This is a genomic window from Pseudoxanthobacter sp. M-2 (assembly GCF_046156265.1).
Classification (GTDB): Bacteria; Pseudomonadota; Alphaproteobacteria; order Rhizobiales; family Segnochrobactraceae; genus CAMDHY01.
The window spans coordinates 334719-355969 of record NZ_JAWDIR010000011.1; the positions used below are offsets into that span (position 1 = coordinate 334719).

Consider the following 21251-nt stretch of genomic DNA (forward strand, 5'->3'; position numbering starts at 1 on the left):
TAAGCCGCGCTTAACCCGTGCCGCCTCTCCGGGGCCGGTCCTCAGCTTTCCGCGCTGCCGACGCCTGCCGCGATCAGGCGGTCGAGGCGGCGGGCGAAGTCGGCCGGATCCTCCGGCAGTTCGCCCTCGAGGATGCGCGCCTGGGCGTAGAGGAGGTGCGCCGCGTCGGTCACCGCTTCGCCGGCGCCGCCGGCCGCGGCCCGCTTCGCCAGCGCCTTGACGAGGCCGTTGCGCGGGTTGAGCTCCAGCACAGGCTTCACCGTGCAGGCCTGCGAGCGGCCGCGGGCCAGCAGCTTCTCGAGCTGGCGGTCCGGACCGAACTCCGGCGCGACGAGGCAGACCGGGCTCTCGGCAAGCCGCGCCGAGGTGCGGACGTCGCTGACGCGCTCGCCGAGGCGCTCCTTGAGAAGCGCCACCAGCACCGCCACGTCGGCCGGCCGGGCGGGATCGTCGTCGGCCGCCGCCTCGCCGGTGAGCGGGATGAGCTCGAGATCGGCGGCGCCCTGCGTCACCGAGCGGAACGGCTTGCCCTCGTAGCCGAGCGCCGTCTGCACCCAGAAGGCGTCGACGGGATCGGTGAGCAGCAGCACCTCGATGCCGCGCGCCCGGTAGCCTTCCAGATGCGGGCTTGCTTTCACCCCCTCGGCGCTGTCGCCGAGCAGGTAGTAGATCGCCGTCTGGTTCTCGCGCGCACCGGCCAGCACCTCGGCGAGGCTGCGCCAGCCGTCCGGCGTCGAGCTGGTGCGGAAGCGGGCGATCTTGAACAGCCCGTCGCGCCGGTCCGGCTCCTCGTAGAGGCCTTCCTTGATGACGGCGCCGAAGGCCTCCCAGATGCCGGTGAAGCGCTCCGGCTCCTTCTCGGCGAGCTTTTCGAGGTCGGTCAGGATGCGGCCGGTGAGCCCGCGCCGGATCGCCTCCAGCACCGGGTTCGACTGCAGCATCTCGCGCGACAGGTTGAGCGGCAGGTCCTCCGAATCGACGACGCCACGGACGAACCGCAGCCAAGCCGGCAGAAGCGGCGCCTCGTCGGTGATGAAGACGCGCCGGACATAGAGCTTGATGCGCCCGCGCCGGTCGGGGTCGAACAGGTCGAACGGCTTCTGCGACGGCACGAAGGCGAGCACCGAGTACTCGGTGCGGCCCTCGGCGCGGAAGTGCACGGTCAGCGCCGGCTCGGCCGGATCACCCGACACGTAGGTGTAGAAGTCGCGGTACTCGGCCTCGGTGACGGAGGCCTTCGGCTTCGTCCACAGCGCCGAGCCGTCGACCAGCGTGCGGCGCGCGTCGGCGCCGGCCTTCAGCACGGCGATCGGCACGGGGATATGGGCACAGTGGGCGCGGACGATGCGCTCCACCTCGTCCTCGTCGGCAAACTCGCGGGCATCGTCGGCGAGTTCCAGGACCACGCGGGTGCCGCGCGCCGGGGCGTCGTCGCCAGCGGGGGCGATGGTGAAGGAGCCGGAGCCGTCCGACGACCACGTCCAGGCTTCGTCCGAGCCGGCGCGCCGGCTCGTCACCGTCACCGTCTTCGCCACCATGAAGGCCGAGTAGAAGCCGACGCCGAACTGGCCGATCAGCGCGCTGCTCTCCGACTTGCCCGCCGCCTGGTCGGCGATCGCCTCGACGAAGGCGCGGGTGCCGGAGCGGGCGATGGTGCCGAGGTTGTCGACGAGTTCGTCGCGGCTCATGCCGATGCCGTTGTCCGACACGGTCAGCGTGCCCGCGTCAGAATCCACCGCCACGATGATCTCGAAGGCGGCGTCGTCGCCGAGGAGGCCGGCGTCGGTCAGCGCGGCGTAGCGCAGCTTCTCGCAGGCGTCGGCGGCGTTGGAGACAAGCTCCCGCAGGAAGACGTCGCGGTTGGAATAGACCGAGTGCACCATCAGCCGCAGAAGCTGGGCGACGTCGGCGGAGAAGGGACGGGTTTCGGGCGAGGCGGCCGCGGCGGCCGGTTCGGCTTCGACGGTCATGGCGAGCTTCCGGGCGTCGATTTCAGGGTGTGCCGGCGGGCGAGGCGCCGCACCGGCTGGCCGCTATATCGGCGCACCGGCCACCGTGATCAAGGCGGTGACATCCGGGTCAGGCCGAGGAATGTGCAAAGGGCGGGAGAATTCTGCAAAGGCGGACAACGCCACGCGCGCGCCGCTCGAAAAGAAAACGGGCCGACCCCCAAAAAGAAACGGGCCGACCCCGGAGGGTCGGCCCGAATGTCGCCTCGGATGGGACTTGCGTCCGTGCGCAGGACCAGACCTCGGGGGGCTGGGGGGCTGACTGAAACCAAAGGCCCGATCAGCGCTCCGTCATCAGCGACACCCTGGATCATAAGGCCCAAAGTGACGCTGACAGGGCCGCAATAGGGCAACTTCGTGATGCCCATCGATTGCGCCTTCGGCCTGGATTCAGGCTTCGCCGCCATTGCCCGATCTGCGGGCAATGCGCGGGAATTGCATGCAACCGGCTGGTCAGCGCGGCTTTCCGCTGCGCGCGTAGGCAGGAAGATCGCCGTAGTCGCACGGACCCCAGCCGGCCTTCGCCGCATCGGACAGCAGCGCCTGGGTGGCGGCGGCGACGGGCAGCGCGGCACGGTGCTGGGCGGCGAGGATCAGCGCCGCGCTGGCATCCTTGAGGAAGAGGTCGATGTCGGAGGCGGGGACGGCGTTTGGGTCGCCCTCGCCCTTCAGGATCGCCATCTTGCCCTTCAGGATCGGCGTCGCCATCGGCCCCTCGGCGATGACGTCGTAGACGGCATTCGGATCGACGCCCTCCAGGGCGCAGAGGCGCGTCGCCTCGCCGAGGAAGGCGGCATAGGTGGCGATGCCGGTGTTGACCGCGAGCTTCAGCGCCGCCGAGGAGCCGACCGGGCCGAGGTGGAAGAGCTTGCGGGTGAACGCCTCGATCACCGGCCGTGCCTTGTCGAGCGCCGCCGCGTCGCCGCCGACCATCGCGAGCAACTGGCCCTTGCGGGCGGCGTCGGCGGAGCCCTGCACCGGGCAGTCGAGCATGACGGCGCCGGTCTTCGCCACGGCCGCGGCCAGCGCGCGGGCGGTATCGGGGCTCGTCGTCGTCGTCTCGACGAACAGCGTCTTCGCGGAGGCACCGGCGAGCAGGCCGTCGGCGCGGTGGAAGCACTCCATCGCTGCCTTGTCGTCGGTGAGCGAGGTGATGACGACGTCGGCGGCTTCCGCGAGCGCCTTCGGCGAGGCCGCCACCGTCGCACCGGCGGCTTTCAGCGGCTCCGCCTTCGCGGCGGAGCGGTTCCAGACAACAACGGTGTAGCCCTGCTCGAGCAGATGCAGGCCCATCGCGCCGCCCATGCGGCCGAGCCCGGCGATGCCGACAGTGGTCATGGTGATCCTCCCGAAATGATGTTCGTTCAGCCGCGGCGCGCCGGTCGCAGCACCTCGAAGACGGCGGCGGTGTCGTTCTCCGGCCCGACCTGGTCGATCGCGGCCTCGTAGACGGGAAGGCTTGCGGAAAACAGCGGCGCCTCGACGCCGCCTTCCGCGAGAAGCTCGCCGATCACCTTCATGTCCTTCATCCAGACGTCCAGCTTCATCGTCGCCGGCGTGTAGCGCGTCTCGGCCATCAGCGGCGCGCGCAGCGAGAAGATGCGTGAGCCGCCGGCACCATCGGAGACGACGTCGATGACGTCGGTGAGCGACAGGCCGCAGCTCTCGGCGAGCGCCATCGCCTCGGCGGTGGCGACGTTGTGGATGGCGACGAGGAGGTTGGCGACGAGCTTCATGCGCGTGCCGTTGCCGAAGGCGCCGACGTGCACCACCCGCCGCGAGAAGTCGCGCAGAGCCGGCTCGGCGATCTCGAAGCCGGCGCGATCACCGGACGCGTAGACGACGAGGTCACGCGTCACCGCCTGGGCGCCGGTGCCGGAGAGCGGGCAGTCGAGGACGACGGCGCCGGCGGTCTCGAGGCGCTTTCGCGCCGCCTCCTTGGCGGGGATCGGCATGGTCGAGAGTTCGCACACGACCGTCCGCGTGCCGCTCTTGGCGATCGCCTCGGCGAGCTCCGCCGACACCGCCGCGAGTGCCGCCTCGGACGGCAGGCTCGTCAGCACCACCGCGCAGTCACCGACGAGGGCGGCCGGGCTCTCGACGAGGCGTCCGCCGGCACCGGCGAACGCCTCGCGGCGCGCCGGGTCGAGGTCGACACCGGCGACCGCGTGGCCGCGCTCAAGAAGATTGCGGGCGATCGAGCCGCCCATGATGCCGAGACCGACGATGCCGACGTCCATGCCCATTCCTCTCCCCGGCGGGCCTCTGCAGGCGCCGCCGTCCGTCTGTCCGAGTCTCCTTGGTTCAGGCCTTCGCGGGTGCCGGCTCGTGGCCGGGAAGCCGGAAGCAGCGGATCGCCACGGCGAGCATCGAGTAGTAGCCGACGACCGCCGATAGCTCGACGAGAGTCTGCCGTCCGAAGCGGTCGAGGGCGGCGGCAAACAGCGCGTCCGGCACGTCGTGGTCCTGCAGCAGGGCGTGGGCGACGTCATGGACGAGGCGCACGTCACCGTCCTCGGTTTCCGGCGACCTTCCGGCGGCGATCGCATCGATGACGTCGGCGGGCAGCCCCGCCTTCGCCGCCTCCGGCGCGTGGATCGCCCACTCGTAGGTGGCGCCCCAGTGGTGGGCCGTCACCAAGATGGCGAGTTCGGAGAGCTTCGGGCCGAGGCTCGTGCGGTAGCGCAGTTCCGCGCCGAGCGCCTGCGCCTTGCCGGCGACAGCGGGCGCCTCCAGCAGCAGGTGGAAGATCGCCGGCACCGACCCCCGCGGGCCTGAGGCGATGGCGTCGTAGATCGCCCGCCGCTCGGCATCGAGGGCGGCGGGGTCGTGGATCCGGTAGCGTTCGGTCATGGGGAGGAGGGCCGGGTCTGGCGGCCTGTCGCAGCGATCTCGGCGAGGAAGTCCTCGACGGCGGTGCGGAAGGCGGCGGGCTGTTCGAGATTGGCGAGGTGGGCGGCACCCTCGAGGGTGACGAGCCGGCAGTCTGGCACGAGCGCTGCCATCGCCGCCATCTCCGGCGGATGCACGCCGTCCTCGGCGCCGACAATCATCCGGCAGGGCACGGTGATCTCCGCGAGCCGGCGCTTGTAGTCGAGGCCCTCGATGAGTTCGGTGATCGCCCGGTAGCCCGCCGGCGGCGTCGAGACGATCATCGACCGCGCCGCCTCGACGAGGTCCGGCCGGTCGGCACGGGACGCTGCCGTCAGCCAGCTCGCCATCGTGCCCTCGGCCACCGCCGCCATGCCGCCGTCCTCGAGCATCGCCCGCCGCGTCGCCCACATCTGTCGGAACGGCGGCGGGGCATCGGCCCGGCAGTCAGCGGCGACGATGCCGGTGAGACGTTCCGGGTGGGCGAGGGCGAGGCCGAACGCCGTCATGCCGCCGAGCGACAGCCCGACGACGGCGGATGTCTCGATGCCGAGCGCGTCCCAGACGGCGACGACGTCGGCAACAAGGTCGTCGAAGCTGCCGGCGGGTTCGATAACATCGCTCGCCCCGTGGCCGCGCGTGTCGATCGACACCACGCGGTAGCGGTCGGCGAGTGCCGCGGCATCCCCGCGCCAGAGGTCGGCGTTGGCGCCGAGGGCGTGCAGGAAGGTGACGACAGGGGAGTCGCGCCGCCCCTCGTCGATCACGCCGATGCGCCGGCCGCCGATCTCGACGGGCCGGCGGGCGACCGCGAGCCCGCTCACGCGACGGCGGCCCGCGGTGTCGTCGCGCCGTGGTTGACCTGCGGCACCACCTTCTCGGCGAGTAGCTCCATCGAGCGGATCGCGAGGCCGCGGTCGGCCCAGTCGTGGCCGGCATAGAGCAGCGTGCCGAACTCGCCGACGTTTTCGCGGAACGCCATCAGCTCGTCGGCCACCTTGTCGGGCGTGCCCCAGATGACGAGCTGGTCGACGACGCTCTCCGCCGTCACCGAGGAATCCGGCGCCGACTGGTCGGCCTTGAACAGATTGGCGCGGCCGTTCTTGACGAGCTTGTGGGCGAGCGACTTGTAGTAGGAGAAATAGGGGCCGGACGGGTCGGTGGCATAGCGCTTGGCGGTCGCGAGGTCGTCGGCGACGAAGATGCTTTTCGCGACGCGCCAGTTGGCCGGATCGGCCGGGCGATTGCCGGCCGCGCAGCCGTCGACGTATTTCGGCCAGTGCGTCTTCACCCACTGCGGCAGCAGGAAGTTCGCCGAGATCGGGTCCCAGCCGCGCGCCGCCGCCTCGGTGACGCCCTTGGAGAACGGCGCCACCGCGGTGACGACGATCGGCGGGTGCGGCGTCTGGTAGGGCTTGTGGATGGTGCCTTGGCCGAGCTCGGAAATGGTCGTGCGCTCTGTCGATACGGTCCAGTACTTGCCCTTCAGGTTGTACGGCGCCTCACCCGCCCAGATGTCCAGCACCATGTTGATGCCTTCGAGGAACATCGCGGTGCGGTCGTTGTCGAGGTTGCCGTAGAGCTCGGCGTCCGAGAGCAGGCCGCCCGGGCTGATGCCGAAGATGAAGCGGCCCTTCGCCATCTGGTCGACCATCGCGACCTCGGCGGCGACCGTCGCCGGGTGCCGGTTCGGGATGTTCACCGTGCCGGTGCCGAGCTTGATGTTCTTCGTCTCCTCGAGCAGCCAGGCGATGAAGATCAGGCTGGAGGTGATCGTCTCGGCGGCGTCGGTGACGTGCTCCCCGAAGTAGCCCTCGACGAAGCCGAGCCGGTCGGCGACCAGCGTCAGCTCGCGATCCTCCCGCAGCGTCTCGTGCAGCGGCCGGTGCAGCGGGTGGATCGGCATCGTGAAGAAGCCGACTTTGAGGGGAACGGGCACGGACGGTTCCTCGGGGTTTTCGACGGCGTGCGTCGGGCGTGTTGAACGGGGAGGGGTCAGGCGGCCGCGGCGAGCACGTCGGCGATGCACAGACGCCCGTGCGAGAACAGCAGCGGCGGGCCGTCACGGTGTGCGGCCCATTCCACCAGACCGACGAGGATCACGTGGTCGCCGCCGTCGACGGCCTGGGTGACGTGGCCCTCGAAGCGGGCGAGGCAGCCTTCGAACAGCGGGCAGCCGCCACGGCCGATCGTGTAGGCCACGCCATCGAACTTGTCGGCCGCCGGGCGCGCGAAGCGCATGGCGAGATCGCTCTGATCTGCTGCGAGGATGTTGACGGCGTACTTCGCGCCGACGCGGAACGCCTTCAGCGAGGGCAGGTGGCGCTGCATGCTCCACAGCACCAGCGGCGGCGCGAGCGACAGGGCGGAGAAGGAGTTCGCGGTGAAGCCCGCGGGCCGGCCGGCGTCGTCGATCGTGGTGATCACCGTGACGCCGGTGATGAAGCGGCCGAGCGCGGTCCGGAATTCGCGCATCCCGCCCTCCGAGCCGAGGTCGACATGGCGTTCCGTCATCGCGCTCTCCGCCTCCCTCGTTCCGTCCACGGTTAACTAGGCCGACCTTAGAGGCTGGCTAGCCCATCACGGAAATGATGAGTATTTATGCTTCCAAGACGATTTCCTAATGAGGGGCTGCCACCGTGACCCTGCGCGCCGATGCCAGCCTCCAGGACATCCGTCTGTTCGTCGCCGTCTACGAGGAGCGCTCGTTCACCCGCGCGGCCGAGCGCGAGAACGCCACGCAGTCCGGCGTCTCCCAGCACGTCCGCAAGCTCGAGAGCCGCTACGGCGTGCGCCTGTTCGAGCGCGGGGCGAATGCCGTCGTGCCGACCCCGGCCGGTGACCGCTTCTACCGCTCGTCGATCGATGTGCTGCGCCGCTACATCGCCGCCGACCGGGAACTGCGCCAGCACGGCCGCGGGCTCGAAGGCACGGTGAGGGTCGGGCTGATGCCGTCGATGACGCGCTGCATCCTGGCGCCCGCGCTGGTGCGCTTCATGGAGGCGCACCCGAACGTTTCCGTCCACACCTTCGAGGCCTACAGCCGCGTGCTTGCCGACCGGGTGATGGCGGGCGAGCTCGATTTCGCCGTCGTGCCGGCGCTGGAGAGCACCGTCGGCCTGCGCGGCCGGCTGCTGCTGCGCACGCCGGAGACGATTGCGCTCAAGGCCGGCTCCGGCCGCATGCGGCACATGGAGCCGGCACGCCTCGCCGACTTCGGGCCGCTCAAGGTGGTGGTGCCGGGCCTCGCCAATGCCCGCCGCCGCTCGCTCGACGCCTACTTTGCCGCCTGCGGCGCCGAGATCGTGCAGGTGCTCGAACTCGACGCGATGCTCGCGACCCTCGACTTCATCGAGCGCACCGACTGGGTGGCGATCCTGCCGGGGGTCCTGACCGCGCCCGACATCGACGGCCAGAGGCTATCGATCGCGCCGCTCGCCGATCCGCCGCTGTGGCTCGACCTCGTGCTGATCGAGCCGCTGCGCCGGCCGATGTCGCCGGCCGCCGAAGCCTTCCTCGAGGTGCTCTCGGAGGAATCGGCGCGGGTGAACCGCGTCTGGCTCGATGTCGTCGCCGAGACGGCGCGCTGAAGCTCTGAAACGAGGCGCACGAATCGAAGCGGCGGCCCGCAGGTCCGGGCCGCCGCGACGACTTGCAGACGAATGGACGTCAGCGGATCTGTTCGACCGCCTCCTTCAGGATCGGTGTCAGCGCGCTCGCTCCTTCGCCAATCTGCTTGGCCTTCTCCTGGTCGCTCTCGCCCGACACCCAGATGATCGGGCGCTGCTGATCTTTGGCAAGCTGCTGGAGCTCTGGATCCTCGAGAGCCGCCTTGATACCGGCGCGCATCGCCTCGACCGCTTCCGGTTCCATGCCCGGAGGGCCGATGAAGGCGCGACCGGACAGCTGCACGTTCATGATCGTGCGCAGCGCCGTGGTGTCGGTGCCCTCGGGCACGAGGCTCAGCACGCTCGGTGCATTCGGCACCTGCGGGATCGGCTCCGGCGCCATGGCGAGCAGCATGTTGATCTCGCCGTTCTCCATCGCCGCGCGCTGGTTGGTGTAGGATGACATGTAGCCGTCGCTGTCGCCCTTGATCGTCGCGAGGAAGATGTCGGCCTCGCCCTCGTAGCCGGTGATGAACTTGATCGGGAAGTTCAGCGTCTTGGCGATGACGTTCATGGCATAGAAGTCGTCGTCGGTGCCCTGCGAGGCGGAGCGGAACTCCTCCGTCGAGTTCACCAGCGCCTTGGCGTCCTGGAACTTCGAGTCCTTGCCGACCCAGATCGCCTTCGGCTCCTGAATGGCGTTGCCGAGGAAGACGAAGTCCGGGAAGTTGTACTGGACGCCGGGGCTCTCGGCGAGCTGCGCCATCGCCGGAGCGGCGGCGACGACGAAGCCGATCGTCGAGCCATCCGGCCGGGCCTTCCAGATCAGATTGGTCCCGAGCAGGCTGCCGGCGCCTGGGTGGAACTCGAGGCGGACCTCCTTCGCCTTCAGGTGTTTCTGCAGGAACGGCTGGATCATCCGCGAGTAGTGGCCGTGGCCGCCGGCCGGGGTGTGCGGCAGGATCACCGTCACTGTCTTGCCTTCGTAGAAGTCCTGCGCCATCGCGGTCGGCACCATGGCCGTCATCGAAAGCGCCGCACCGAACGCCAGCGCGCCGTAGAGCATCTTCATGGTCGCTTCCTCCTGTTCCACTCTTGTAGGTGGTCGATTCTATTCGGCGTCAAACATCGTAGAAATTGCTCGTGTCTTTCTTAGCGTTGCTACTGAAGGACAAGCATGTACATCAGCCCGTAGCCAAAAATCGTCCGATCTAGTTGCACCCCAAGGAGTTCTCCGAAGAGAATCCAGATGCTGCCGGTCAGTGCAATGGTGATCAGCACCGTGTTGCGCCAGCTGTAGCTGGCAAGCGCACGGAAATAGATCAGCCCAAAGACGATCGATGTCGGAATCGGGCCAACCAGCATGCATGAGATGATCAGCGCGACGACCATCGCGAGCCCGGTCCACTCGCGGCGGCGCAGCGTCGCCGGATCAGTCCGCGATTTCGTCTTGCCGGTGGCAAGGAGGTCCTCAACGGTATCCTCCTTGCGGCCGGTGAGAAACTCGAAAACGTCGATGTTCAGGTCGTCGGCCGGACGGCTGTTCTGCCAGTAGAGTTGGAACAACAGCAGAAGGATGCCGATCGTCGCGATCGGAATCGGTACCAGCCGGGCGCGGGGCCCGAAGTTGAAGCTCTCCCAGATCACCGCGACGAGGACCGCGATGAGGATGGCGACGAGGATGTTTTCCTGGAGACGGCGGGTCATTGTCGGAACTCCTTCGCCAGGTCAGCGCGTCGCGGGAGTGACGGCGGCACGGCTGTTTCGCCACTTCTTGTAGAACGGCCAGCACGTCGTGAAGACGATGAGGGCAAACATGATCGTCGTGATCGGTCGCGTGAAGATGAACCACTCGCCATAGAGGGTGAGAGAAAGGTGAAGATTGCGCTCGATCATCGTCGCCAGCACCATGCCAATGACGAAGGTAGCCCTTGAATACTTGTACTTTTCCATGAAGTAGCCGAGGATGCCGAAGAAGCCGGCGATCGCCACGTCGTCCATGCGGCTGTCGGTGGCATAGGCGGCGACGAAGCAGATGATCAGGACTGACGGGATGACGAGGTTCGGGTCGAGCCGCGTCAGCTTCGACAGATAGGGGGCGATGATCAGGCCGATGATGGTGATCAGCAGGTTCGCCAGGATGATGATCCAGACGAGGCCGAACACCAGGTCGAGCTGCGTGGTCAGCATCTGCGGGCCCGGCACGATCCCGATTGAGACGAAGGCGACAAGCAGGATCGCCATCGCCTCGCCGCCGGGGATGCCGAAAGCGAGTGTCGGCAGCAGGCCGCCGCCCTCGTTGGCGCCGAGCGTGGCGTCCGGCGCGATCACACCCTCGATCGACCCCTTGCCGAACTCCTCGGGATGCCGGGAGGTCTGCACAGCCTGCGCATACGCGGCGATACCGCCGACGTTGGCGCCGATGCCCGGCAGCACGCCGATCCACACGCCGAGGGCGCTCGCCCGGACCAGCAGTCCCCAGTGGATGAAGACGTCCTTCACCCCCTGCCAGACCTGACCCCGCTTCTCGACCGCGCCGCTGGAGGAGATCGGCGTCTGCTGAACGAACAGCTTCAGCATCTCCGGGATCGCGAACATGCCGATCATCGCCACCGGGAAGTGGAAGCCGTCGAGCAGCGTGTCCATGCCGAAGGTGTAGCGCGGCGTCGCTGTCACCGGGTCCATGCCGACGAAGGCGAAGAGAATGCCGAAGCAGGCGGCGATCAGACCTTTGACCACCGAGCCGTCGCTGAAGGATGCGATGATGGTGAGGCCCCACAGCGCCATCATCAGGTATTCGCTCGGCCCGAGCGCGAAGATGATCGGGCGCACGAACGGAATGGAGATCGCGAGGAAGATTGCCCCGACGATACCGCCCATGAGTGCGGCCACGCAGGAGGCCGAAAGGGCCCGTGTCGCCTCGCCCTTCTGCGCCATCGGATAGCCGTCGAACACCGAGGCGAGGTTCTTTCCGGAGCCCGGTACCTTGAAAAGGATCGCCGTGACAGTGCCGCCCCAGATCGTGCCGATGTGGGCGCCGAGGAGCAGCGACAGGATTGCCGCCGGTTCGTAGCCGAAGGCGAACGGCAGCAGCAGCGCCATCGCGACGATGCCGCCGAGCCCCGGCAGGAAGCCGATCAGCAGCCCGTAGAGCGTGCCGATCGTCATGAACATCAGCGACTGGAATGTCAGGACGGACATCAGTCCGTCATAGATGGCCTGCAGCATCGGCAATCACCCTGGAGCCGGTCAATCCGCATCGCTGGGCGCGCGCGAACGCGCCCTCGAAACCGCGCGAGGTCGTCGCCGGAAGTCTCCGGCGTCCGCATCAACGGTCGCTGTCGGTCCGCGGCCCGTTGGCCGCGCCGAGATCAGGGTCGCCTGGGCACCATTACAATGGGTGGCATCGGCGTATCCTCCATTTGTATTCTTGGTCGTGGCGGCGCATCTTCGGCGCCGCTTTGGAAGTCCTCTGAGGACTAGAAGTCCATCTCCAGCACGTAGAGGCCGCCGACGTGGCGGTCGACGGTGTAGACGATGCCGCGCTCGTCGATGAAGACGTCGTTGAGCTGGCAGGCGCCGGTCGGCGCGTTCGGCTCGGCCGGCGGCGCGAAGTGCGCGACCTCCACCGGCGCGTAGGGATTGCGGATGTCGTAGGCGCGCAGGCCGCCGCCGAAGAACGAGCCGACGATGAAATCCTCGGAGTTCCAGGCGGTCGGCACCGGCACGTTCTCATGGAGGTTGTGGGCGCCGTAGCGACCCCGCATCGGCCCGTACTGCTCGCGCGTCGGCGTCGGGCAGGTGGCGATCGGCACCGGGCGGCCCTCGTCGCGGTAGTCGACGATCCAGATCAGCTTCGGCCAGTCGATCGCCTCGTCGTGGATCGATTCATCCGTGACGACGAGGAGGTTGCGGTCGAACAGCGGCAGGACGGTGTGGGTGAAACCCTTGTAGGGGGGCGAGTTGTCCCACTGGCAGAGCGGCTTCGGGTTCGCCTTGTCGGAGATGTCGAGCACGAACATGCCGGCATCGAGGTAGCCGAGATAGCAACGGTCCGGCCGGCGGGCATAGACGTTGGTGTTGTGGGCGCGGAAGCCGCCATCCCACTGCGGATCGTGGCGAACCGGGGGAGGGGCGTCGTCGCCCTCGTGGGTCCCGGGCAGCCACCAGCGGCCGACCTCCTCCGGCTTCGACGGGTTGCGCACATCGATGATCCGGTAGAACTGGTCGTCCAGCGGATGGGTCGGCACGAAGTCGCCGGAACCCGCCGCCATGTGGACGTATTCGCCGTCGCAGAACCACAGCTGGTGTACGCCGCGCGAATGCGGCCCGGAGGCGTCGAAGAAGCCGATCGACTTCGGCGTCTCGGGCACCGAGACGTCGAAGAGCTCGAAGCCGGCGGGCTGCATGCCCACCTTCGTGCACTGGTAGGCGACGGCGAGGATATTGCCGGAGCACTCGAGCGAGTTCGACCGCATCGAGCCGTGCGGAAGCTCGGTCTGCACCACCACCTTCGGGTTGCGCGGATCGGTGACGTCGACGCCGGTGAAGTTCTTCGGAGCGCTCTCGTGGGCGCACCACAGGATGCGGCGGCCGTCGCCGGCGATCGAGATCGACAGGCCCTCGCCCATGCCGCCGAAGCCGGCGAGCAGGTCGTGCGACAGGAGGCGGAAATTCTTGATCTTCATGGAATGTCGCCAGTCTCGGTGGACGGACGCGGCGACCCGGAGAATTGACCGGGCGCAGCACACGCATCGACCAGTTCATACGAGCGTACAATGCAGGGGCAGCGCATCAAATTATAAGAGCCGATCCCTCGCAGTACGGAAGCTGATGCAGGCGGCGGTCCGCCGCCCGCCCTCGGACGGGCGCTACGCCCTCGGAATCACCGGCAACAGCAGCGACGGCTGTCGGTCGGCGCCGAAGTGGATCGTCGTCTTGCCACCGAAGATCTCGGCCGGCCGATCCTCGGGATCGTCGTGCAGGAACGGTCCGCAGCCGAGCAACTCGTTCTTGAAGTTCGACAGCCGGCCGCCGCTCTTGCCGTTGTACTCGTAGTCCTTGCCGCGCACCGTCAGGCCGATGCGGTAGCCCGCCGGGATCACGAGGCAGGTCGGCCAGATCTCGACCGCGCACTCGACGGGCGCGCCGGGCGTCAGCGGCTGCGCCTCGTCATGGGAATGGTAGGGGCGGTAGGGCTCCGACAGCGCCGGGTCGAGCTTGCGGTGCGAGGCGCGCAGCCAGCCCTGGCCGACCGGCGTGTGCGGGTCGATCGCGCCCTGGAACACCACTTCGTCGAGGTCCGGCGAGAACACGCGCAGCACGACGAAGAGGTCGGCGTCGCTGGTCGACGAGGAGATGGTGAGCTTCACCGACGAGGGGCCGGTGATCTCGGTCTCCTCCGTCAGCGGCGCCGAGAGGAAGGTGACGCCTTCGCCGAGCGCGTCGAACGTCACTGACCCGTCGGCCCCGCTGCCGTCCTTCGTGAGCGCGCCGTCCGGCGTCAAATGCAGCGTCGTCCAGTTCGTGCGGGCGATCGGCCACTCGCTCTCGCCGCGCTCGACGAACGTGCCGTCGACGTGGCGGACCTGCAGGCGCACCCGCGGCTCGCGGTCCCAGCCGTTGTCCTCGCCCTTCAGGAAGTGGTCGAAGAAGCGCAGCTGCAGTCGGCGGCCATAGTCGGTGTAGAAGTGCGTCCAGTGCTCGATGCCGTGGATCTCGAGCCACTTCTGCTCGGTGGCGGCGCGCACGAAGCCCTCGACATTGCCGCGCAGGTGCAGCCCCTGGCCGCCCCAGTTGCCGGCGGAGAGGAACGGCACGTCGGTCTTCGCCCAGTCGACGCTGCGCTTGCGGTAGTAGTCGCCGTCGAGCGGATGGGAGGCGATCTCGCCGCCGAAGTCGACGCGGTTGGCCGTCAACTCGTCGTCGGTCAGGAGTTCCGGCCCGCAGACGAGCTGTCCGTGCACCGGGCTGCGCTTGCCACGCTCGCCGGCGCCGAACTGCACCGTCTTCACCTGCATGTCGTACCAGTTCTTCCAGAACGTCGACAGGATGCCGCCGTGGTGCGTCATGTCGCGGTAGAAGTCGGCCGCTCCTTCCCAGGTGCACATCGCCGCCAGATATTTCGGCTTGTGCTTGGCGACGTGCCACTGGTTGGTGGCGAAGTAGGAGATGCCGTTGAGGCCGACCCTGCCGTTGCTCCACGGCTGCTCGCCAGCCCATTCGATGGCGGTGACGAAGTCGCTCTGTTCGTCCGGCGAATAGGGGTCGACGACGCCCGGCGTCGTGCCGCAGCCGCGCCCGTCGACACGCACGCAGACATAGCCCTCCGGCACCCACTTCTCCGGATCGACGACTTCCCACGCCTGGTACTTGTTGGAGGACCCGGCCGCGACGTCGGGATGCAGGCGCACCATCCGCTCCCAGGCGCTCGGATAGCCTTCCTGGAAGGACAGGCCCTTGGCGTAGGGGCCGTAGGTGAGGATCACCGGATAGCGCCCTTCGGCCTCGGGGCGGAACACGTCGGCGCGCATGACCAGGCCGTCCTTGGCCGTGATCGGCACGTCCCAGTCGATGCGCATGGCGTCGCGCACTTCGCTGCGGCTCCTGATGCTCGAATCCAGTTGCCGGCGCGGCGCGGTCTGAGCCGTCATGTCGCTTCTTCCCTTGTTGTCGCGGCCCGGCGTCGCCCCCGTCAGAACGGAGCAGGCGCGCCTCTCCCGTGTCACCCCAGCCCGGGGGCGACGCTTGACTGACAGGACCCTAGTGGGGGGAGGGACGCGACGGAAATTATTCGCGGCGATGAAGTGCAGTAGCGATCCTGATGCCGGTCAAAGCCGGCGTCACCTTGCGCCTGCGCGTCAGGATTCGGCGTCGGAGGGCCGAAACAGGCTGGTCGGACAGCCCCGGCCAGCCTGGCTTCAGCGACGAAACGTCAGGCCGCCGACGCCTTAGCCGGCACCGCCGCGAGCTGCCGGTGCACGTCCGCGGCGATCTCGTAGGAGCGCAGGCGTGCCGCGTGATCGTAGATGTGGCCGGCGATGATGAGCTCGTCTGCGCCGGTCCTCTCGATGAAGGCGGACAGTCCGCGCCGCACCGTCTCCGGCGAGCCGACGACGGCGGCCGCGAGCGCCTGGTCGATGCCGGCGCGCTCCATCGGCGAGGCGTAGTCGTCGATGTCGTCGATCGGCGGCGGCAGCTGGCCGGGCGTGCCGCGCCTGAGGTTGACGAACTGCTGCTGCACCGAAGTGAAGATCCGCCGCGCCTCGGCGTCGGTCTCCGCCGCGACGACGTTGAGGCCGACCATCGCGTGCGGCCGGTCGAGCTGGTCGGAGGGCTGGAAGCGCGTGCGGTAGATCTCGACGGCCTGCATCAGCATCTCGGGAGCGAAATGCGAGGCGAAGGCGAACGGCAGGCCGAGCATGGCGGCGAGCTGCGCGCTGTAGAGGCTCGAGCCGAGCAGCCACAGCGGCACGTTGGTGCCGGCGCCCGGCACCGCGCGCACCACCTGGCCGGGCTGCACGGGGCCGAGGAGGGCCTGCAGTTCGAGCACGTCCTGCGGGAACGTGTCGCCACTGGAGGCGAGGTTGCGCCTGAGCGCATGGGCGGTGCGCTGGTCCGTGCCCGGCGCGCGGCCGAGGCCGAGGTCGATGCGGCCGGGATAGAGGGATTCGAGCGTGCCGAACTGCTCGGCGATGACGAGCGGCGCGTGGTTCGGCAGCATGATGCCGCCCGAGCCGACGCGGATCGTCTTCGTGCCACCGGCGACGTGGCCGATGACTACGGCGGTCGCCGCGCTGGCGATGCCGGGCATGTTGTGGTGCTCGGCGAGCCAGTAGCGATTGTAGCCCCAGGCTTCCGCGTGGCGGGCGAGGTCGAGGGTGTTGCGGAAGGAATCGGATGCCGTCGAGCCCTGCGGGATCGGCGAAAGGTCGAGTACGGAGAACGGGATCATCGGCTTTCCTCGTCGGATCGCGGCCCCGCCACCCACGAACCCGCTCGGCGGATGTGGGGGATCGCGGCGCCGGGGGCAAGGCCGCGTGCACGGCGCCGTCGCCGCCCGGCTGCGAAACCGCGTATGAATCGCCGCAACGCCGCCCGAGACGGACGCCCCGCCATGACCGCCGATCCGACTGCTCCCTCGCCGTTTCCCGACTTCGGCCTTTCCGCCGAAGAGCGCCGGGAGGCAGTCTTCGGCCACTGGTACGAGTGGCCCGGCATGGACGGCGCCCGCGGCGAGATCTGGTGCTACAGCGACCGCCTGTCCTACCGCCCCGGCGAAACCGTCACGCTGTTCATCTCTTCGACCGCGCCGCGCTGGCGCCTTGAGGTCGTCCGCGACGGCGCCGTCGAGACGCCGATGTTGTCGCTCGCGGGGGAGGGCGCCCGCTGGCAGGAGACGCCGGACCAGTGCTCCGTCACCGGCTGCGGCTGGCAGGCGAGCCACGCCTTCGCGATCCCCGCAGACTGGCCCTCCGGCGCCTACCGCCTGACGCTCACCGCCGAGGGGCGGGACGGCGCTCCGATCCGCTCCCACCACCTGATCGTCGTCCGCCCGCCGCCGGGCCGCCGGCCGGGGCGCATCCTGCAGGTCGCCGCCACCGGCTCGTGGACCGCTTACAACACCTGGGGCGGCTCCAACCACTACCAGGGCATCACGGGTGCGAACCGCGACCAGTTCTCCCCCGTCGTCAGCCTGGAGCGGCCATGGGCGCGCGGCTTCGTCGTGCTGCCGCCCGAGGCACCGCGGGTGCCGCTGATGGTCACGATGCCGCCGGCCACCGTGCCACGCTACCCGCACATGGAATGGGCCTACGCCACCGGCCACAGCAAGAAGTACGCGTCCGCCGGCTGGGCTTCCTACGACGGCCACTTCTTCCGCTGGGCGGAGCGGGCGGGCCTCGCGATCGACCTCGCCACCCAGCACGAGCTGCATTTCGAGCCGGAGCTTTTGGCCGGCTACGACTGCGTCGTCATGGTCGGCCACGACGAATACTGGACGTGGGAGATGCGCGACGCCGTCGACGCCTATGTCGAGGCAGGCGGCCGCATCGCCCGCTTCGCCGGCAACTTCATGTGGCAGACGCGGCTGGAGGACGAGGGCCGCCGGCAGGTCTGCTACAAGTACCGCGCCCGCGCCGAGGACCCGGTGTTCCACAGCACCGACCCGTCCCGCACCACGACATCGTGGGAAGCGGCGGAGGTCGGCCGGCCTGGCGCCGCCACCTTCGGGCTCAATGCCACCCGCGGCCTCTATGCCGGCTGGGGCGGCTGCGCCCCGCGCGGCGTCCGCGGCTTTCCGGTCTACCGGCCGGACCACTGGGCCTTCGCCGGCACTGGCCTGTTCTACGGCGACGTCCTCGGCGCCGAGGGCCACGTCTTCGGCTACGAGGTCGACGGCCTCGACTACGTCATCCGCGGCGGCCTGCCGGAGCCGACCGGCATCGAGGGCACGCCGGACGGTCTCACCATCCTCGCCCTCGGCCTGTCGTCGCTGGTCGAGGAGAGCGCCGACCTGCCGGCCGAGGGCCGCTTCCTCTCCGACGAGGACGGCCGCTTCTGCGCCGAGGTGCTGATCGGTAGCGACGACGCGGCGGCACTCGACAAGGTCAAGCGCGGCGCCGGCATGATCGTCACGTTCCCGCGCGGCCGCGGCGAGGTCTTCCACGCCGGCAGCTGCGAATGGGTGGCCGGACTGCTCCGCCGCGACCCGATGGTGGAGCGCGTCACCGAGAACGTGCTCAGGCGCTACCTGACGCGCTGAGCCGCGCGTCCGGCACCCGCCGTCAACCGAGCGCCGTCAGCGGCGCCACCGCCTTGTCCGCCGCGAGCTTTGCGAGCTTGGCGAACAGCGGCGCTGCCACCGGGACACCGTCGGCGAGGTTCGCCTCCCTGAGCGCCAGGCTCCGCTCGCCGGGAATGCGCACCGCCTCGAAGCCGGGGCGCGGCGGCGAGCTCTTCATCTGGTCGATGACCTCGTCCACCTCGCCGCGGATCACGTCGGGGTCGCCGAAGGCTTCAAGGTCGATGGCGCAGATGAACTGGCCGGTGTTCGACGCCGCCGAGGGATCGTTCGGGCTGCTCGACTTCGGCCCGTTGAAGGCCGCCCCGTTCAGCGTGCCGGCGATCAGACCGATGGCGAGCGCCAGCCCGTAGCCCTTGGCGCCGCCGATCGGCAGCAGCGAGGCGCCGGCCATCTTGGTCGGATCGGTTAGCGGCAGGCCGTCCGGCCCGATCGCCCAGCCTTCCGGGATCGCCTCGCCGCGGTCCGCCGCCACCTTGATCTTGCCGAAGGCAGCGGTGCTCGTCGCCATGTCGAGCAGCATCGGCGGCCGCGCACCGGCGGGCACGCCGATCGCCAGCGGGTTGGTGCCGATGAACGGCGTGATGCCGCCCCACGGCGCCATGTGGCGGACCGGTCCGACGGCCCCGTAGAGCCCGATCATGCCCTCCCGCACCGGCATCATCGCGTAGATGCCGGCGGCACCCGCGTGGTTGCCGTGGTGGCAGCCGACCCAGCCGATGCCGAACTCGCGCGCGATCGCGATCGCCTCCTCGGCGCAGCGCTTCATCACGAGGTGGCCCATGGCGTTGTCGCCGTCGACGAGCGCCACCGCGCCCTTCCGACGCTCGACGCGGATGTCCGGTGCCTTGTTGATGGCGCCGGCTGAGAGCCAGTCGAGATACTGCGTCAGGCGGAACACGCCGTGGGTGTCGACGCCGAGCAGGTCCGCCTCGACCATCAGCCCCGCCACGGTACGGGCATCGTCAGCGGGCAGGCCCGCCTCGGTAAGGACGGCGGCGGTGAAGCGGACGAGATCCTCGGCGGCGACACGCACGAAGGAGCCGGTGGTGGTCATCGTGAGGTCCTTCGGCAAGGCGGCGGTTAGCCGTGGAGGGAGCGCGAGAGTGTCGATCCGGCGGCTGGAGATCAAGCCCGAGTACGAGCGTATGAACCGGCGGGCGCCGGAGATTTCCGTCACGCCCGCCCGAACGCATTTCCTGGTGCTGCATTCTGCGGTGGACGGCGGTCGCTCGTCGCACGCGAGCGGTTGCGCGACGGCACGGCCGGAGCGGATGCTGCCGGCCGGCCGGGCAAGGAGATGCGGACATGGCGAAACGAGCGGCGGCGGGCGAGATCCGCGTCGGCATCGGCGGCTGGACCTTCGAGCCCTGGCGCGACAACTTCTATCCGAAGGGCCTGAAGCAAGCCCGCGAACTCGAGTTTGCGAGCCGCCAGGTCACGGCGATCGAGATCAACGGCACCTACTACGGTGCCCAGAAGCCCGAGAGCTTCGCCCGCTGGCGGGAGGAGGCGCCGGATGACTTCGTCTTCGCCGTGAAGGGCCCGCGCTTCGCCACCAACCGCAAGGACCTGTCGCTGTCGGCGGCCTCCGTCGAGCGCTTCCTCACCGGCGGCGTGCTGGAGCTGAAGGAGAAGCTTGGTCCGATCAACTGGCAGTTCCTGCCGACGAAGGCGTTCGTGCCGGAGGACTTCGCGGCGTTCCTGAAACTGCTGCCGGCCGAGCTGGACGGTCGTGCGCTGCGCCACGCCGTCGAGGTCCGCCACCCGAGCTTCGTCACGCCCGATTTCGTCGCCCTCGCGCGCCAGCATGGCGTTGCGATCGTGGTCGCCGATTCCGAAGAGCACCCGCAGATCGCCGATCTCACGGCCCCGTTCGTCTACGCGCGCCTGCAGCGGGCGAGCGAGGCGGAGGAACACGGCTATGCCGCCGCCGACCTCGATGCCTGGGCCGAGCGCGCCCGCACATGGGCGGGCGGCGGCGTGCCCAAGGACCTGCGCACGGCGGTTGCCGCCCCAGCAAATCACAAGCAACCTGAACAAAAACTGAAAGCGGAATCTCGCGATGTCTTTATCTTCATGATCAATGGTCACAAGCCGAAGGCTCCATCCGCTGCAAGGGCGCTGCTCGAGCGTTTCGGTTCGACGTTGCGATGATCGAAGTCTGTCGCGCCGACATTACAAAAGCCTAATGATTGCCTTGAAAAAGCAAAGTGTGACGCGCAACACAGTGTTGAATACTGGAGAGTGGCAATTTCAACCTCGCTGCCTACACACCCTATCTCGGGATGCGGCAGACGAGGTGATCTATCATGAAGATGCTGAGTGCTTCCGCTGTCGCGATGTCCGTCGTGCTCGCGACCACCGCCGCCCAGGCGGACATTCTCGCCACGGCGACGAACGTCGAGCCTCAGGGTTTCACGGCAGGAGAGCCATCTCTTGTCGTTCTGGATGGCAATGACGACAAGTCGACCATCAGGTTCAAGACGTCGAAGGCCGGCCCGGTGGTCGTGGCGTTCTACGCCGAGTGCAGGATCGCAGGTGCCCCTGAGGCCTATGTGGACATCGACATTCTCGTCGACCCGGCCGGCAGCGGCGGCTTCGCGCCGATCCCGCCGACCAACGATGACAACGCGATGTGCACCGGCCACGAGGGCTTCCCTGGTCCCGGTGCCCGATCGGTCAGCGCCGTGACGGCGGGTGTGATCAACCTGCCGAAGGGCAATCACAAGGTGCGCGTCAGCGCCAAGTACGTCGGCGGCGAAGGCGCCGCGCTTCTCGACGACCTTCTGCTCGTTGTCGAGAATTGACCGCCGCCTGACAGCAGAGCGCGCCTTCGGGCTCGCAACGCCCGGCCCCCGGTGGGGCCGGGCGTCTGCCGAGGCGCCGGGAGTGGTCACCAACGCTCTTCGCAACCGCCGGCGGCAGAACGCCGCCCGCGGAACGCATCCCGCCCGCCAC

18 protein-coding genes are annotated in these 21251 nt (G+C 68.9%); 4 read left to right on the forward strand and 14 right to left on the reverse strand.

Features of this window, described 5'->3' with window-relative positions; all coding sequences use genetic code 11:
- Window positions 1-41 precede the first annotated feature (41 nt).
- The 7 genes from htpG to RUR49_RS06630 form a co-directional block, all read right to left on the reverse strand.
- Window positions 42-1970, reverse strand: coding sequence for a molecular chaperone HtpG (htpG, locus tag RUR49_RS06600; protein WP_409145579.1), 1929 nt, complete (start codon window positions 1968-1970; stop codon window positions 42-44).
- A 492-nt stretch (window positions 1971-2462) separates the two neighbouring features.
- Window positions 2463-3377 (reverse strand): NAD(P)-dependent oxidoreductase, encoded by a 915-nt coding sequence (locus RUR49_RS06605; RefSeq protein WP_409146341.1) that lies wholly within the window; start codon window positions 3375-3377, stop codon window positions 2463-2465.
- On the reverse strand, window positions 3374-4249 hold the full coding sequence (locus tag RUR49_RS06610) for an NAD(P)-dependent oxidoreductase (RefSeq protein WP_409145580.1): 876 nt from the start codon (window positions 4247-4249) through the stop codon (window positions 3374-3376). The genes RUR49_RS06605 and RUR49_RS06610 overlap by 4 nt, the downstream gene beginning before the upstream one ends.
- Window positions 4250-4313: 64 nt before the next feature.
- Window positions 4314-4862 carry a carboxymuconolactone decarboxylase family protein gene (locus RUR49_RS06615; RefSeq protein ID WP_409145581.1) on the reverse strand — a complete coding sequence of 183 codons (549 nt, stop codon included), beginning with the start codon at window positions 4860-4862 and terminating at the stop codon, window positions 4314-4316.
- Window positions 4859-5704 carry an alpha/beta fold hydrolase gene (locus tag RUR49_RS06620; protein WP_409145582.1) on the reverse strand — a complete coding sequence of 282 codons (846 nt, stop codon included), beginning with the start codon at window positions 5702-5704 and terminating at the stop codon, window positions 4859-4861. Before RUR49_RS06620 ends, RUR49_RS06615 begins: the two co-directional genes overlap by 4 nt.
- On the reverse strand, window positions 5701-6819 hold the full coding sequence (locus RUR49_RS06625) for an LLM class flavin-dependent oxidoreductase (protein ID WP_409145583.1): 1119 nt from the start codon (window positions 6817-6819) through the stop codon (window positions 5701-5703). The genes RUR49_RS06620 and RUR49_RS06625 overlap by 4 nt, the downstream gene beginning before the upstream one ends.
- A 56-nt stretch (window positions 6820-6875) precedes the next feature.
- Entirely contained in the window at window positions 6876-7394 is a 519-nt protein-coding gene (locus RUR49_RS06630; RefSeq protein WP_409145584.1) for a flavin reductase family protein, read from the reverse strand.
- Window positions 7395-7519: 125 nt separating this feature from the next.
- Here RUR49_RS06630 and RUR49_RS06635 point away from each other — a divergent pair, with 125 nt between their 5' ends.
- The gene (locus RUR49_RS06635) at window positions 7520-8470 is read left to right on the forward strand and encodes a LysR family transcriptional regulator (RefSeq protein ID WP_409145585.1); all 951 of its coding nucleotides are present in this window, start codon (window positions 7520-7522) and stop codon (window positions 8468-8470) included.
- A 79-nt stretch (window positions 8471-8549) separates the two neighbouring features.
- Here the strand turns inward: RUR49_RS06635 and RUR49_RS06640 are convergent, their stop codons facing one another.
- The 6 genes from RUR49_RS06640 to RUR49_RS06665 form a co-directional block, all read right to left on the reverse strand.
- Complete coding sequence (locus RUR49_RS06640; RefSeq protein ID WP_409145586.1) at window positions 8550-9560, reverse strand: Bug family tripartite tricarboxylate transporter substrate binding protein; 1011 nt, start codon at window positions 9558-9560, stop codon at window positions 8550-8552.
- Window positions 9561-9649: 89 nt separating this feature from the next.
- Entirely contained in the window at window positions 9650-10195 is a 546-nt protein-coding gene (locus RUR49_RS06645; protein WP_409145587.1) for a tripartite tricarboxylate transporter TctB family protein, read from the reverse strand.
- Window positions 10196-10216: 21 nt separating this feature from the next.
- The gene (locus RUR49_RS06650; RefSeq protein ID WP_409145588.1) at window positions 10217-11716 is read right to left on the reverse strand and encodes a tripartite tricarboxylate transporter permease; all 1500 of its coding nucleotides are present in this window, start codon (window positions 11714-11716) and stop codon (window positions 10217-10219) included.
- Between the two features lie 251 nt (window positions 11717-11967).
- Window positions 11968-13176, reverse strand: a complete 1209-nt coding sequence (locus tag RUR49_RS06655) for an LVIVD repeat-containing protein (protein WP_409145589.1) — start codon at window positions 13174-13176, stop codon at window positions 11968-11970.
- A 183-nt stretch (window positions 13177-13359) separates the two neighbouring features.
- Complete coding sequence (locus tag RUR49_RS06660; protein WP_409145590.1) at window positions 13360-15141, reverse strand: CocE/NonD family hydrolase; 1782 nt, start codon at window positions 15139-15141, stop codon at window positions 13360-13362.
- 281 nt (window positions 15142-15422) lie between these two features.
- Complete coding sequence (locus RUR49_RS06665) at window positions 15423-16442, reverse strand: LLM class flavin-dependent oxidoreductase (RefSeq protein WP_409145591.1); 1020 nt, start codon at window positions 16440-16442, stop codon at window positions 15423-15425.
- 162 nt (window positions 16443-16604) lie between these two features.
- On the opposite strand from RUR49_RS06665, the gene RUR49_RS06670 reads away from it, so the two are divergent.
- Complete coding sequence (locus tag RUR49_RS06670; protein WP_409145592.1) at window positions 16605-18251, forward strand: N,N-dimethylformamidase beta subunit family domain-containing protein; 1647 nt, start codon at window positions 16605-16607, stop codon at window positions 18249-18251.
- Window positions 18252-18273: 22 nt separating this feature from the next.
- On the opposite strand, the gene RUR49_RS06675 is transcribed toward RUR49_RS06670, so the two are convergent.
- Complete coding sequence (locus RUR49_RS06675; protein WP_409145593.1) at window positions 18274-19347, reverse strand: Ldh family oxidoreductase; 1074 nt, start codon at window positions 19345-19347, stop codon at window positions 18274-18276.
- A gap of 251 nt (window positions 19348-19598) precedes the next feature.
- Between RUR49_RS06675 and RUR49_RS06680 the strand changes: the two genes are divergently transcribed.
- Both RUR49_RS06680 and RUR49_RS06685 read left to right on the forward strand, forming a co-directional pair.
- Window positions 19599-20447 (forward strand): DUF72 domain-containing protein, encoded by an 849-nt coding sequence (locus tag RUR49_RS06680; protein WP_409145594.1) that lies wholly within the window; start codon window positions 19599-19601, stop codon window positions 20445-20447.
- Window positions 20448-20641: 194 nt separating this feature from the next.
- Window positions 20642-21100, forward strand: a complete 459-nt coding sequence (locus RUR49_RS06685; protein ID WP_409145595.1) for a hypothetical protein — start codon at window positions 20642-20644, stop codon at window positions 21098-21100.
- Window positions 21101-21251 lie beyond the last annotated feature (151 nt).